This window comes from Phycisphaeraceae bacterium, from assembly GCA_020851465.1.
GTDB lineage: Bacteria > Planctomycetota > Phycisphaerae > Phycisphaerales > Phycisphaeraceae > JADZCR01.
The window spans coordinates 169,817-184,432 of the sequence record JADZCR010000001.1 but is presented as its reverse complement, the minus strand read 5'-3'; the positions used below and the strand labels follow the sequence as shown (position 1 = coordinate 184,432).

Annotated in this window: 13 protein-coding genes, 1 tRNA gene and 1 riboswitch; of the genes, 7 read left to right on the top strand and 7 right to left on the bottom strand. The window is 58.0% G+C overall.

The window, feature by feature from the left end:
* Positions 1–45: 45 nt before the first annotated feature.
* The 4 genes from IT444_00685 to IT444_00670 form a co-directional block, all read right to left on the bottom strand.
* The gene (locus tag IT444_00685; protein MCC7191269.1) at positions 46–1,044 is read right to left on the bottom strand and encodes a type II secretion system protein; all 999 of its coding nucleotides are present in this window, start codon (positions 1,042–1,044) and stop codon (positions 46–48) included.
* Positions 1,045–1,250: 206 nt separating this feature from the next.
* A tRNA-Gly gene (locus IT444_00680) sits at positions 1,251–1,322 on the bottom strand.
* A 280-nt stretch (positions 1,323–1,602) separates the two neighbouring features.
* Positions 1,603–2,490 (bottom strand): sugar phosphate isomerase/epimerase, encoded by an 888-nt coding sequence (locus IT444_00675; protein MCC7191268.1) that lies wholly within the window; start codon positions 2,488–2,490, stop codon positions 1,603–1,605.
* A 184-nt stretch (positions 2,491–2,674) separates the two neighbouring features.
* Positions 2,675–3,556, bottom strand: coding sequence for an NAD(P)-dependent oxidoreductase (locus IT444_00670; protein ID MCC7191267.1), 882 nt, complete (start codon positions 3,554–3,556; stop codon positions 2,675–2,677).
* A gap of 107 nt (positions 3,557–3,663) precedes the next feature.
* Between IT444_00670 and IT444_00665 the strand changes: the two genes are divergently transcribed.
* On the top strand, positions 3,664–5,997 hold the full coding sequence (locus IT444_00665) for a glycoside hydrolase family 127 protein (GenBank protein ID MCC7191266.1): 2,334 nt from the start codon (positions 3,664–3,666) through the stop codon (positions 5,995–5,997).
* 80 nt (positions 5,998–6,077) lie between these two features.
* On the opposite strand, the gene IT444_00660 is transcribed toward IT444_00665, so the two are convergent.
* From IT444_00660 to IT444_00650, 3 genes are read right to left on the bottom strand one after another with little or no spacing between them, the layout of a single operon-like run.
* Positions 6,078–6,812: an NAD(P)-dependent oxidoreductase gene (locus IT444_00660; protein ID MCC7191265.1), complete on the bottom strand. Its 735-nt coding sequence runs from the start codon at positions 6,810–6,812 to the stop codon at positions 6,078–6,080.
* The gene (locus IT444_00655; GenBank protein ID MCC7191264.1) at positions 6,809–7,540 is read right to left on the bottom strand and encodes an NAD(P)-dependent oxidoreductase; all 732 of its coding nucleotides are present in this window, start codon (positions 7,538–7,540) and stop codon (positions 6,809–6,811) included. The genes IT444_00660 and IT444_00655 overlap by 4 nt, the downstream gene beginning before the upstream one ends.
* Positions 7,537–8,250: an NAD(P)-dependent oxidoreductase gene (locus IT444_00650; GenBank protein ID MCC7191263.1), complete on the bottom strand. Its 714-nt coding sequence runs from the start codon at positions 8,248–8,250 to the stop codon at positions 7,537–7,539. Before IT444_00650 ends, IT444_00655 begins: the two co-directional genes overlap by 4 nt.
* Before the next feature lie 126 nt (positions 8,251–8,376).
* A riboswitch (cobalamin riboswitch) is annotated at positions 8,377–8,620 on the top strand.
* A 146-nt stretch (positions 8,621–8,766) separates the two neighbouring features.
* Between IT444_00650 and IT444_00645 the strand changes: the two genes are divergently transcribed.
* The 6 genes from IT444_00645 to IT444_00620 all read left to right on the top strand — a co-directional run bounded on the left by IT444_00645 (position 8,767) and on the right by IT444_00620 (position 14,603).
* The gene (locus tag IT444_00645) at positions 8,767–9,852 is read left to right on the top strand and encodes a PEP-CTERM sorting domain-containing protein (protein ID MCC7191262.1); all 1,086 of its coding nucleotides are present in this window, start codon (positions 8,767–8,769) and stop codon (positions 9,850–9,852) included.
* 17 nt (positions 9,853–9,869) lie between these two features.
* Positions 9,870–10,664 (top strand): prepilin-type N-terminal cleavage/methylation domain-containing protein, encoded by a 795-nt coding sequence (locus IT444_00640; protein MCC7191261.1) that lies wholly within the window; start codon positions 9,870–9,872, stop codon positions 10,662–10,664.
* A 431-nt stretch (positions 10,665–11,095) separates the two neighbouring features.
* On the top strand, positions 11,096–11,515 hold the full coding sequence (locus tag IT444_00635; GenBank protein MCC7191260.1) for a PEP-CTERM sorting domain-containing protein: 420 nt from the start codon (positions 11,096–11,098) through the stop codon (positions 11,513–11,515).
* Positions 11,516–11,695: 180 nt separating this feature from the next.
* Positions 11,696–12,685, top strand: coding sequence for a thioredoxin-disulfide reductase (trxB, locus tag IT444_00630; GenBank protein ID MCC7191259.1), 990 nt, complete (start codon positions 11,696–11,698; stop codon positions 12,683–12,685).
* Positions 12,686–12,812: 127 nt separating this feature from the next.
* Positions 12,813–13,373 (top strand): DnaJ domain-containing protein, encoded by a 561-nt coding sequence (locus IT444_00625; GenBank protein ID MCC7191258.1) that lies wholly within the window; start codon positions 12,813–12,815, stop codon positions 13,371–13,373.
* 150 nt (positions 13,374–13,523) lie between these two features.
* Positions 13,524–14,603, top strand: coding sequence for a Gfo/Idh/MocA family oxidoreductase (locus IT444_00620; GenBank protein MCC7191257.1), 1,080 nt, complete (start codon positions 13,524–13,526; stop codon positions 14,601–14,603).
* Positions 14,604–14,616: the final 13 nt, after the last annotated feature.

Here is a 14,616-nt window from a genome sequence, read left to right as displayed (position 1 = left end):
GGAAAAACAACACGCTGGGAGAGGGGGGCGGCCTCCTCCGATCCATTACTGGACAAACGGGTCTCCCTTGCCGTTCCAATACCCGTTGTCTTTAACACCGTCTTTGTTGAAGTCGTCGATCTCCGCCAGCTTCATCGCTTTGGCGTGGCCGTCGAGGAAGCTGAAGTGGGCAGCACCGTTGTTTCGTTCCGCGGGGAAGGCGCGGTAGAGATAGGTTTCGGCTGTGCCATCGGGCTGGTCACCGCCCGTGCCGGCCGGCTGTGTGTAGTAGGAGTTACCCGCGGCTGGGGCGGTGCGGCGGGCACCCTGGGAGCCCAGTGTCACCGATCCCAGGGGCGGATCGACAACGTACACCGCCGAGTTGCCTTCGCCGGGACGGTTTGTCGCGATGCCTTTGCGCGAACCGGCGGTGTCGGCGATGGCGACGGTGTTCGTAGGAGCTTTGATCTCATCCACACGCACATAGAAGGCCGGCGCGCCGGTAAACGCGCGACGATCGCTGCCCAGATATTGGTAGTTCCATCCGTACCCGCCATACATGGCTTTCGGGTCGTTGATGTATTGTTCGGAGACAAACTTGGTGGTGAAGTCTGCCCGTTCCTGCTCGGTGAGCAGGGGGCTGATGTAGATCGACGGAATCTCGACATAACGGAACAGGTGGTCCGGCCAGTGCGTCCGACGAGCCGTCTTGCCGTCAGAAGGAAAAGTCAACGAGGTGTCGGTGTTTCTGATCTCGGAGAATACCCCCGGTGCGTTGAACCAGCCCTCGTGCTTGGGCAGGTACTGGTTGCTTTCCGTGGCGTAGCATCCGACGGCTATACCCATCTGCCTCATGTTGCTGAGACTGACCGACGCAGCCCCCGCCATGCGCGCCCGACTGAGCACCGGCAGCGTGATGCCTACCAGCAATCCGATGATCGCGATGACCACCAGTAATTCAACGAGCGTAAACCCCGACAACCGCACTCGTACATCGCGCGTTGCAACGCGACGGGAAAGCAGGGACGACGGGACAACGCCGAACGACAGACACGAACAAACCATGAGAATCATCTCCATAAAAGTAAATGCGACTGATTCTCAAGGATGATTGAGAACAAGTCTCAAGTCAAATTTGGAAAATGTGTAATCTTTAATGTTTTGTAAAATAATCAGTTAGATTGTTGACAATTTGTGGAGAGAGAACAGGGTTTGGTCTTGATCATGCGAAACGAGAGAGGACATAGTTGCCGCGAGGGCAGGATCGGAAAAGCGGGTGACGGGACTCGAACCCGCAGCATTCAGCTTGGAAGGCTGACACTCTACCGTTGAGTTACACCCGCAGACGAGGTTGATGAACGTCGGATTCTACGCGGACAAAGCCATCTCAACAACGAGACGTCCTGGAGTATTTTCGAAAAAGTAGACGCTTGTTGATCGAGCACCCAAGTTGAGCGCAGCTACTCGCAGCACAGCTTATCGAGCGACGCTTTTCACATCAGTTCCTTACACGCAGGGGGCGAAGACATCCCGACTCACACGACGGGATAACACCCGCTCTCAACATCGTGCGCATGTTTAGAAGTTGTGAGCAGAGGCGTCCGTACCCGCGTCTTCCTTTTTTCAACCCAGAGCTTTGATCGCTTTGAGTTCCTGCGTCAGGTAGTCCAACCCCGTCTTGATCGCCATCGCGGGTTCTTCAATGCCCTCGAACTCCAGCGACAGGTAGCCTTTGTAGCCCGACTTTTTGATCAGTGCGAGTTGTTTGGGGATGTCAATGATGCCATGGCCGACGATTGCACCGCGGAGCGAGATTTCCGTCGGCGTGTCGAACCAGCCGGTAGGCGGGCGCAGCTTCTTGAGCTTCACATGGAAGTCTTTGGTGTGGACCATGATCGCATACTTGGCGACACGGGCGACCGCCTTGACCGGGTCTTCGTTCACGCAGAGGAAGTTACCCATGTCCAGAGTCAGGCCGAAGTTTTTATGGCCGACAGTTTTGATGAGCTTCTCGACACGCTCGGAGGCCTGCATGAAAAAGCCATGATTTTCGAGGGAAGTTTTCACGCCGCATTTGACGCCGTGTTCGGTGATCTCGCGGACAGCGGGAACGACGACTGTCAGTGCGTGTGCGAATGTCTTAGGCCCTTTGAGGTCCTTATTCGCATCGTTGAAGCCGTAGGCCACATCGTGGCGCATGTTTCGGGCGCCGAGTTCCGCCGCGATGTCCACATCGCGTTTCACCTTTTCGATGACCTTGCGTTGTTCAGTCGGGTTGAGCAGCAGGTTGGCGCCGACGCTGAAGCCGGCAACATGCAGGCCGCGTTTTTCGCAACGCTTGCGGAGCGCCGCGGCGCGCTTCAGGGGATTGGCTTCAGCCTGCTTGTCGAGGCCGGAAAACTCGATTGCCTTCACGCCGTTCTCAGCGATCCAGTCGATGGAGTCTTCGAGTGTCTTGTTATTTTCATTCCGCCATCGCGCGAGGCTGTAGGTGCTGACGCAAAGTTTCAAGGTAGTGCTCCCAGTGGTGTGAGTGTGGGGCGGCGAGTATAGAGAGCGCGTGAAATAGCGGCAAACAGAGCCGTACGTGGTGTGCGTCACCGGCTTGCGGTATCCAAAACAAACGAGGGCGCGATCGACATCTCTGCCGGATCAGTCGGCGATCTACTGCTTCCGCCTCGGAGACAAAAGTGCGTCAGGAGGTTTGCTTTGCCTTCCAGGCGCGGAACTCGCGCGGCCGCACCGGAATCTGCGGCGTAAAGCCCAGCTCTTTTTTCAGGTTTGCGATGGAAAAGATCGGGGCATATTCATGTCCGGGCTTTTCATAGTGGGACAGGTCGTAGCTTTTCCATCGCGGGTCGAAGCTGGCGCGGAGGATGGCCGGCACAGGGTCGTCGGCTGTGGCGGTCGGCGCGACGAGGTTGAGCACGCGGACTCCCGGCTTAGGACTGCCGGTCAGCGCAGCACGGATCGCAGCCACGACATCCACCACGCAGACATTGGAAAGCAGGCATGGCGGCGACCACGTCGGCGGAGTCTGCGCGGTTACATCCTTGGGGCTCCAATCCACGGGCACGACCGCTCCGATTCGGAAATTCACGAAATCCGCATCTGTGTATCTGCGGGCGAAGTATCGGGTCTCCTCTTCCATCAGATACTTCGACAGGCCGTAGAAGTCGAAGGCAAGACAGGGGTGGTCATCGGGGATGGGTAGTTGCAGAGGCAGAAAGCGGTTGTCGAGCAGTCCGACGGTGGCGATGGAACTCGCCAGGACGAATCGGCGCGTGCCGCGATCAATGAGGTAGCGCAGAAGTCGACGCGTGCCCTGCACGTTGACCGCCAGGCCGTCTTCTTCTGAACAGCCGCCGGTCACCGCACCCAGATGTACCAAGGCGTCGATTTGATGTGCGTCGAGCTGGCGCAGGTCTTCAAAAAGCTCGAATGATCCCTTGTACCACTTGCCTGGAGCGTCGGGCTGCTTGCGACTCAGCAGGATTGGATGATGGTCGCGGGCAAACTCTTTTGCCGCATGGGTACCGATGAAACCACTCGCGCCGGTGATGAGGATTGTCTTCATAGGAAAAAAGGATATCGAAATCCAAAAAACGTGGTGCAGGGTCCCTTGACGGGGAGTAATTCGGTATCCTGTTTGACCTTCCCAGTACCTACCATGAGAGAAATGACATGACGACTGCTGCTCCGACTCGCGGTGAAATCCGCATCTATAACGAGACCATCACGCCATTCCCCAGTTACGCCGTCAGCCGCGGCATCCCATTGCCGCCCGGTGCGGTGAAGGATCCCAGTGAAATTTCCATCCGCGATAAGGATGGCAAGTCGATTCCCTTCGGTGCGAAGGTACTCCAAAGACGTCCCGATGGCAGTATCGAATGGCTGCTGGTCGATTACTCGATTGATCTGGCGGCTGAGGAGGAGAAGTCGTTGTTTATTGAGCTTCGCCCCGGCGATGCGCCGGCGGTGAAGAATCCCGTACAGGTCAGCGAATCCGCCGACTCAGTCACGCTCACCAATGGCATCACGACACTGGTCATCTCCAGAAAGGGCGGGTCCATTGTCCGCGAATGGTCCAGCCAGGGCCGTCAGATCGTCGGGCCGCAGGACCTGTTTGATCTTGAGACGATGGATACAGGCACGAAGATTTACCGTGCATCGCTGTCGGGGCCGTTGTCGGTCAGCGTCGAGCATGCCAATCCGCTTCGTGCAGTGGTTCTCGTGGAAGGCAAACACACCGCGCGGGACAAGAGCACATTCCTGGATTTCCAGCTTCGTTTTGTGCTGACCGCCAACTTGCCGGATGTGCGGTTTGAGCACACGTTTCTCTGCCGTGAGAAAGCGGAGTTGGTGCATGCACGGGCGATCCGTCTGGTGACGACGACGCGCATGGACCCGGCCGCCCGGAAGCTCATTCGCCAGAAACACCACACGCAGGAGTATTTCCACCGGCCGATGTCTCTGGAGGAAAACGTCGAAGTTGTTTCCAGCAGTGTCAGTGATCTGGACCATTACGAGCGTGACTTCAAGCCGTTCAAGATGGGCACGGTGTTTATCCGTAATTTCAACAGCCTGAAGGAAGACAGCTCCAAGTATCCCTACCACATGCGACCCGACTCACCGAGTAAGTTTCGCGAGGATTATGGCGTCGGCGCATTTCGGCAGATTTTTGAATATCTCGGCTGGACCTCAAACGATCTCTCGCTGTCGTTCAGCTTCCTGCGATGGGACAAGCTGCATCCCAAGTCGATCGCACTGGATGAAAACCGGATGACGATTTCGATCTGGCCGGAGTGGGCGACGCCTTGCCGCATGACGCAGGGTGCGAGCAAGACGCACGTCTTCCATATCACCAGTGATCCGCGTTCGATCAACATCAACGAAGTTGAGCGACGATTCAATCGCTGGGAGATGATGGGTCTGGACCCGGTGGCGATCTCGTTTGACCCTGCATGGCCGGCACACTGCGAAGTGCTCGATCAGCAGCACCTTTTCAAATATCAACCCAAGAAATATCCGTTCCTGGAAAACCTCATCGAAGTCTCGCCGGCCGCGGGCAATCCGGGTCGCTGGACGTACTATCGCCTGCCCGGTGCGGGCATGTGGCACTTCGGTGATCTTGGCGGCGAAGGCGGATTCAACAACAACGAAGACGACGGGCTGGTCCTCTTCCCGCTGGTGGATTATCTCCGTACGGGAAATGTGTATTGCTATGACTACGGTGTCGAGACGGCCAAGCACTATATGGAAGTGGACTTCTGCGAGTTCAGCACCAATGCGCGGCAGAACGGCGGACTCATCGCCCACACGGTCAATCACTTCGAGGGTATGGCTTACCCAAGCCATGAGTGGGTCGAGGGCATTCTCGCCTACTACTACCTCACCGGTGATCCCCGCGCCAAGAGGACGGTCATCCGTGTCGGCGATCATTACATCTGGTGGGCGAACAACCTCATGTCCACCATCGCGGTCGATGGACGCGAGGCCGGCATGCCGCTGGTGAACCTCGCAGCGGTGTACCGTCTGACGGGGGATAAAAAGTATCTCGACGCGGCATTCAAGATCGTCGATGCCTTCCATCGCAAGCACTATGAGGAGCACGGCGAACTCAAATATCCCTATCCGCAATACGGCAACCTTGAAGGCGGTTCGTGGCAGAAAAATATCCGCGGCTACGGCGACTGGTCGAGCTATTCAGGACTCTATCGCCTCTGGGAGCAGTCTCACGATGAGAAGCTCAAGGAACTGCTCATCAATCTGCTCAAAGTGGCGGTGCAACCCGAAAGCTTCAGCGTCAATGACGCACGGGCCATGGATTTCTTCACCGTCTGGATCTACATGAAGCTCACCGGCGATACGGATGTGATCAACCGCCTGGGCATGATCATCCCGATGCTCCTCAAACGCGGCGGACATCCGACGCGGCGGCTCCACTTCCTCAAGGAACTCGATGAGCGCGGCTTGATCGACGAGAGGATCGTCGGCTCCCGCGGCGGAGTGATCTGATGCGGACGATTACGCAAACTCATACACGAGTTTGCGTGCCCCAGCGAGAAGCTGCACGCTGATTGCCGTAGGAATCCGCGTCAGTTTCCGCGCGCTTCCCACCCCAGAAGGTCGCGGGCATTCCGGTGACGGTACCATTGTTCCTTTACGTCCCCGGTGGCGTGGATGATGTGATAGCCGGGGTGTTCACAGGCGATCGCTGCGAGATAGAGGCGCGTCGCGTCATTGGGCCCCAGGTGCGGCGGCTCACGATCCGGCTTGTAGCGCTGTCGGGTGGCGAAATGTTCTCGGTTGCGCGGAGCCATGACACGAAGCGTGAGAAACGTGGCGTCGGGTTGTCGCTTCGCCGCTTCTTCGCAGATGAATTCACCGCACCGCTTGCTCATGCCGTAGGGATGCCACGCCGATGCGGGATGGTCCTCGGTGAGTTGATAGTCGGGCATTTCATCGGCGAAAACGCTCAGCGAGCTGGTATAGACAAACCGCCGGACGCCTGCGAGCAGGCCGTAAGTGGCAAATCCCAGCCACCCGCCGGTATTGACGGAAAAGGCGAAGTTTAGTTCGTGAACATCCTCGCGGTGTCCGGTGGGGCTTGTGGTGAGTGATGTCACCCCCATCGCCATGTACACGATTGCCTGCATCGAGACAACCGCACGTTGAATCTGCTTTGCATCACAGACATCCGCAAGGATGGTGCGCGACTCTCGGCCGACGACCGGCTTGAGGTCGTAGTACCAGCAGTCGTGTTGAGCTTCGAGGCCGTCTCGCACAATCGAACCGACGTATCCGGCTCCGCCGACAATAAGAATTTTCATCGCCCCTCCGGTTTCCAGCCTAGAAGCTGATGCACGCGAGTGTGACTGAACGCTTTTTCCTCCAGGTCGCCGGTCGCTTGGAGAATATGTGAGCCGGGTATCCGACACTCCAGAGCAGCCAGAAACAGCCGCCGCAGGTCGGAGGGGCCGGTTGGATACCAATACTGGCCGGGTTTGAATTCGTTTCCCGGCCAGTCTTTTTCGTTGCGAGGCCACATCAGCCGCAGGGATGTCAGAGTCGCGTCTTTGAACGCACTGGCGAAGACATTATTGATTTCCTCGCCCAGACGTTTGGTCATGCCGTAGGGATCAGTTGAATCGGGTGACATCGATTCGTCGAGCGTTCCGCATCTGTGTGCGGACAGACGGTACACGCTCAGGCTGCTGGCATAGACGATGCGGCGCACTCCTTCCTGCAGTGCGGTGCTGACAGCGCGGTAGTAGCCTTTGGCGTTGACATCGAAGGCGAAGTCGGTGTCGCGTGTCGGATGCGGCCCGTCTGCCGGCTGGGTGGGTGCCTTGCCCATAGCCAGAAAGAGCAGAGCGTCTTTCTGATAGGCCGCGGAACGGAGCGCGTGTTCGTCGTTGAGATCAGCGACGAACTGACGGTTATCCGCGACGCCCTCGAAGGGTACAAGGTCGAGGTGATAGCAGTCGTATGCCGCCTCGAGCGTGGGTCGCAGGATGGAACCGACGTATCCCGCGCCTCCGATGATCAGCAGCTTCATTTTCCTTCGGGCCTCCAGCCCAGTATTTGTTCCGCCTTGGCATAAGGCCAGCGTTGCTGGCCGAGATCGCCGGTCGCCTGCACGACGAGGTAGCCGGGTTTACTTGTGTATTCCAGAGCAGCGATAAACAGCCGACACGTATCGTTTGGCCCCATCGCATGCCAGCCTGCGTCTGCACGGTACTCGTTGCCTTTGAAGGATTTTTCATCCATGGGCGACATGAGCCGCAGCGCAACGATACCCGCATCAGGATATCGCAACGCTGCGGTTTCGCAGACCATTTCGCCCACCCGTTTGGTGAACCCATAGGTATTCCACGCATTAGGCGGCGAGGATTCGTCGCGCGGCTCGCGTCTTTGGATCAGATCCCCGTAAACACTCAGTGAGCTTGCGTGCACGAACCTCCGCACTCCGGCTTGCAGTGCGGCGGAGTAGAACCGGTAAGCTCCCTTGGCATTGACATCAAAGGTGGCGTCCACGTCATAGATGTAGGTATTCGGACCGACACCCATCGCAAGAAACACCGCCGCCTGCATTCCCTGTAAAGCGGCGCGGGTGATGTCGGGATCGTTGACGCTGCCCACGGTTGTCCGTGATTCAGCACCCGGTACGGGTTGAAGGTCGAGGTGATAACAGTTGTACCGCGCCTCGAGTGCGGGGCGGAGGATTCTGCCGACATTGCCGGCACCTCCGACAATAAGCACGTTCATGATGAGGGGGTCCAAGGCGGGGTTCGAGGAAGATTACGACGAGAGATTGTGATGGTCAAGAGGTTGCGCGACTCGCCGTCGGCAGTAAGAGTGGACACTTGCATTTTCCTGATCGAGTGTGTTTAATGAGGCCTTGGTTCGACAGGTGCCCGTTCGTCGGAGAATCCGGCGGCGGGTGAAAAGGGAAGTGGGGTGCAAAGCCCCTGCGGACGCGCCGCCGTGACGAGTTGTCGCCGATATTGAGGCGACCACGGCCGCTGACAAGCCACTGCTGCGATTGCAATGATCGCGGTGGGAAGGCCAGCGGCGTGAAGAGAAGTAATCTTCTCAGCTCGAAGCCGGAAGACCTGCCTGTCGAGTGCCGTTGTGTGTCCTCGCGAGATGGGACGCCGCGGGCTCGACCTGTCCACTTCCCCTTGGACGGCCCCGCCCCGGATCTGAAAAACCGCTCGCCAGGACGGAATTATTTTTTTCACGTAGGGGATGCCCCGCGCGAATCGGGGCTGGGAGCGGATCATGTTTCATGTTCGTTTGGGTCGGATGGCGGGTCTGGTGGTTCTGGGACAGTTGGCGGTGACTCTGACAGCGCAGGCGGGCGCGCTGTTACCGACCAAAGACAGCGGCAATGCGTATGCGACGTATGCCCTGGGCTACAGCACCGTCAACAGTTCACACGAGCTGTTCGTGCATACGGGAGATTCGATCTGGCGTTACGACGCCGACACGGACTCGTTTACCGATCAGATCAGCGGATTGCGCAGCTCATTTGGTGGGCCGGCCCGCATCTCGGATATGGGCTTTGCCCCAGGTCCAGACGGCGAAGCGATGGTGATGATGGGGCAGGCAGGCGGGGCCTTGCTCGTAAACCTGAGCACGGGTACTCGTGTGCTGGCACCCAACATTGACTCAGGACCGGGAGACACCGGCACCGACGACAACCTCTTCTCCGCAGCCAGCCGAGCGGACGGCAAGTACTACGCGACCTATGTCGCGCCGGATTATTCCACCTTTACCTCGGTCTATTTTCTGAATCCGGGTGATCCGACGCCGGCCAGTTTTGTCGTTGATCCTCCAGTGGCTTCACCGATCCCCAACAGCACCGCTGATTACAGCGGCTCGATGACATTTGATACGGCGGGAAATCTTTACGTCGGGGTCTTTAGCTATCTCACCGGTCAGAGTTTTCCGATCGGCACCGCCGGCTTTTTCCGCATCGATGCCGCAGACCTCGATACGTTTGAATCCACAGGCACTCTGCCAGGCTCAGCGGTTCACTACCTTGGCGGGGCACCCTCCAACGGCAACGGTTCGCTGGTCGTGGACTTGGAAGGAAACTTGTATTTCAGCACCTCGACCGGTATCGGTCGCTTTCGTAACGGCGTGATTACGAGTGTCGTAGGTGATGTGCTTTTCAATGGTTTTCCGCCGGTCAACGCTGTCGAGGGCCTTGCTTACGATCCCGCGACGAACAGTCTGGCGTTCGGTCAATACAACCAATCGCTCGGCGGTCATGAATTGGCGTTCCTGATGGTTCCTGAGCCGACGAGTGCGCTGCTGCTGGTAATCGGGGTGGCAGGGGTGATGCGGAGACGCGGACGGTGAAACGGAGATCGCGATTAGTGCCGTCCGGAACCCTCTCCCAGCGGTGGAGCCGTTGCTGCGCTGTTTTCGGGAGACCAGCCTCACCGGGTCTGGGAGAGGGTTTTACCCTCATTGAGTTGCTTGTCGTTGTTGCGATCATCGCCTTGTTGATTTCGATCATGCTTCCCGCTCTGGGTCGGGCGAGAGACACGGCGCGCACCAGCGTCTGTGGATCGGGTCTGCGACAGATGGGGGTGGCGATGTCGATCTACCTCCATGACAATCGAGAGACGATCTTTCCCTGGCGTGAAAACTTTGCCGACCACACCCTGTATTGGTTTGGTTACGAGGCGCTGCCTGCGCAGGCGGAAGGTTCACGGATCGTCGATCGCACCCGTGGGCGGCTCTGGCCTTACTACGAGAGGTCCGACAGCATCGAGATCTGCCCGTCGTTTCCCAATTGGAGCTCACGCTACAAGAAAAAGTTCATCACAAACTGGTCCACCTATGGCCTGCCTCGCGGACTGAGCGAGCCGGGGTATCCGATTCAGTTACGACAAATCATCGAGCCATCCCGAATGTTGATGTTTGTCGATTCCGCCCAGATCAATGCGTTTCAGTTTCCCGCCACGCCGAGCAATCCCATGTTCGAGCAATGGTTTTATGTAGCCCCCAGCGAACGGACAGTGGCCTACCTTCATAACCATCGCGCCAATGCGGTCATGTTCGACGGGCATGTGGAGACGGTGTTTCCGCAATTTGGCTACGATCCCCGATTCCCCGAAGCACCGATTGGCCTGCCGCCTGCTAACGTCAAGCTTCAGTTGCCCTAACAAGACCTATAGATAGAAAATTTTTGTGAGCTGGCTGGGGCACTCAAGCCCTCAGCCAATCGTTGTGTCATTTGGTAGAAAATTTCAGACGCCAACTCCTGTAAGCAGCAACACATCGAAGTTGGTTCGCCACAGACAACGACGGTTTAATCCATCCGGACTAGTTCTATTGAGCAGGTAATTTGAAAAGATTTAAATTACAGATCTGACGTAGCCATATTTTCTGGTTTTTACTCATTTAGCGGGTTTAGTCACCTGCCCTAGCCTGCAAAATTTGCGATTTTAACGCAGATAAACGGGTATTACCGTCTGTAGGGGCGCGTTAAGCAAAGATTGCAGATGAAGTTGTTGCTCGTGGTTGCCTCGCCTTGAAATGGGGGTAAGGTTGCTTGCTGACGAGGGAAAAGGGTAGCCGTATCGGATTTAAACTTATGATGAACCTTCAGCGAATTGCGTTATTGGTGGCTTTGACGATGGCTTTGGCACTCGTCGGCTGTGATAGTGGTGGCGGCGGCGGGGGCGGTGGTGCCTTGGCTGCGGCCGGTGGTGGTGGCGGCGCTCCCGGTGGTGGAGGGGGAGGCGGCGTCGGCGCTGCAGGCGATATTGAAGAACCCCCGCCCGGTGGTGGCGGCTATGGCGATAACGTGATCGATCCCGGTGGTGACCCGACTCCGCCCGGTGAGGGTGGAGGCGCAGGTAGCGGGTCCGGTGGTTCAGGTGGCTCCGGCGGAGGTGTCGGAGTCGCAAGCGGCCCGCCGACTGATCCGCAAGCAACTCCCGAACCCCTTACCGTTTCCCTGGGGCTTCTCGGAGCCGGCGCAATGACGGTCTATCTTCGTCGTCGCCGCTGAGTCCGGTTATTCATCTCCTGTTCAATCACCGCGGCCGGTGCTCAAACGAGTGCCGGCCGCGTTGCGTTACTGACTGAGCAATGCGGAATGACGCAGCACGCGCGAAATCATTAACTGCGAAAAAATTCTCTCTGCTCCGGTTCCTCGTCGCGGCTCATCTTTGGCACTACAATCCCGCCCATGAGTAACACAGATTCCAACGTCGAAAAAGTAACGATCATCGGTTCCGGCCCGGCGGGCTGGACCGCAGCGATTTACGCCGCCCGCGCCAACCTCAACCCGATTGTTTACGAAGGCGTACCCAAACAGACGCCGACGATACAGCTCCCCGGCGGTCAGCTCATGCTCACCACGGAGGTCGAAAACTATCCCGGATTTCCTGAGGGCATTACCGGCCCGGAGATGATGGAGCACTTCAAAAAACAGGCGCAGCGATTTCACACCCGCATCGCATCGCTCGACATTACCAAGTGTGATTTCTCCAAGCGTCCCTTTGAACTGCACACCTCGGAAGACACCATCGTCAAATCGCACGCCGTCATCATCGCCACTGGTGCCAGTGCCAACTGGATCGGGCTGGATAATGAGATGCGGCTGGCCAGGTCCGGCGGCGGAGTCTCCGCATGCGCGGTGTGTGACGGAGCTTTGCCGGTCTTTCGCAACCGGCCGCTGGCGGTCGTCGGCGGCGGGGACACAGCCATGGAAGAGGCTTCGTACCTCACGAAGTTCGCCAGCAAGGTTTATGTCATTCACCGTCGCGGCGAATTCCGCGCCAGCAAAGTCATGCAGAAGCGGATCCTCGAAAATCCCAAAGCCGAAGTGATCTGGAACACCACCGTCCAGGATGTACTCGGTGCGGAAAAAATCAGCGGTTTGAGCCTTAAAAACGTCATGACCGGCGCGGTCAGCACGCTTGACGTCAGCGGATTATTCATCGCAATCGGTCACACTCCCAATACGCAATTTCTCAAAGGCACCGGCCTCGACTTCGACAGCAAGGGTTATCTCAAGCTCATCGATGGTTACCGCACCTATACGAATATCGAAGGCGTCTTTGCTGCCGGTGACGTATCGGACCAGATTTACCGTCAGGCGATAACCGCCGCGGGCATGGGATGCAAAGCAGCGATTGATGCCGAGCGATGGTTGGCGGATAAGGGCGTACACTGACCCGTTTATTCCGGCCGTGATCAGCCAGTCCGCGCAGGTGTTACGGCCCAATTTTAATCCGTCACGGACAGTGGAGAATCGCTCATTCGGGTTCAGTGCCGGCTTACCCGTGCCGATCATTTTCCCGATGTCCTGGCTTGACCGCTTCGAATCACTCTTCACTTCCAATAAAGACCAGCGCACCGCGCCTCGCGTGCGATTGCGCGGCGTCACCTGCTCGCTGGGGCAGGTCATTAACGCCTCGATGACCGGCCTTGCCGTGGCGTGCCGAGGAAAAGTCCCGTCCCGGCCGGGCCTGCTCATTGAGTTCCAGCTTGGGTTTGGAGATCAGACCGACCGCTTCTCCGCGCGGATGGTGCGTGTCGAGCCTTTGGGTTTTCGTCGTTATCAACTGGGGCTGGAGTTTGTCGGCCTTACCGTCTGGCAACGTCGTACCCTGAGCGTCTGGACGCAGGCGAGCGTATCGACCGAAACTAAAAAATCAGATACTGCGGAATCGATCGTCGATCCGCACGAGATACTCGGTGTCAGCCTTGACGCACCACCTGAAACCATCCGCGAGGCATTCCGCAAGATGGCATTGCGTTATCACCCCGACGCCACACACAGCGGCGATACCGCGCGACAGTTTCAGGCAGCCCATCATGCCTACAAGGTGCTCATGGAAGCACATCAGGAAATCAGATAAAGCCTGCGCCTGCGTTCCTGCGTTTCATTACCGATCCGGCCGCAATCTCCCACTGCCTGAACGGAAGTCGTTCGGCAACACAGCGGATAGCATCACGATTTGACCAGTGGCATCCTTGCATTTTTCCACTTGCTTCCGATACTTCCTTTCATGACTCAACGTATCCGTCTGGGTGTCATTGGCTGTGGCGTCATTGGGCAAATTCATATTCGTGCCGCCAAGCCCTGGCCGAGCATTGATCTGGCCGCGATTGCGGATTTGCGTCCTGATGTGCGGAAGAAAACCGCCGATGAGTTTGGCGTGAGGCGTACTCATGCGGAGGGTCAGGACCTGATTGATGATCCGGAAGTTGACGCGGTGGTCCTCGCAATGCCGACCTGTGTGCGCACCGCCCTGGCACTTCGGGCGTTACGACGGGGTAAGCACGTTCTGCTGGAAAAACCCGTAGCGATGAATGCTGCCGAGGTACGGGAGATGATCGCTGCGCGTGATGCGCATGGAGCGCACCGGCCGGTGGTCGCCTGCTGTTCGTCCCGTCTGCGGTTTCAATCCGGCGCAGACACCGCGACGCAATTTCTCGCCACGGGTGCGCTGGGACCGATTCGTGTAGTCCGCATTCGCGCGATTATTCCCGCCGGCGGCGATCCCGCGACGCAAAGCGATCCGCCGCCTCCCTGGCGGGTCAGCAGGTCACAGAATGGCGGAGGGTTCCTCGTTAACTGGGGATGCTATGACATGGATTACGTCTTCGGCATCCTCGGATGGCGGGTTGATCCACGCCTCGCTCTGGCGCAGATGTGGCAGATCGCGCCGCAATTTTCGCACCGAGTCGCGGCTGGGTCCGACGGCGAAACGCATTACGCCATCCTCATCCGTTGCGGGGACGGCTCGGTCATCACGATGGAACGCGGCGAGCAGGTGTCCACCGCAGCCGACAGCGCGTGGCAGATCATCGGTGAAAAAGGCTCGCTCCGTCTGTCGATGGGTGTCGGCGACAAGCAGAGTGTGATCTTTGATGATGCAAGCACGCGCGAGGGTGTTGTCTCACGTACCTTGTGGGAAGGCCCACAGGACTGGACGCCGTTCCTCAACGATCCGATTCGAGACTTCGCCGACGCCATCGTCGGAGGGCGCCCGCCGCGTACCGGCCTCGAGGAATCGCTGCTGATCCAGCGCATCACCGACGCCGCCTATCGTTCCGCCGATACCGGCGAAGCGGTTTTGGTTTGAAACGCAGCTAAAC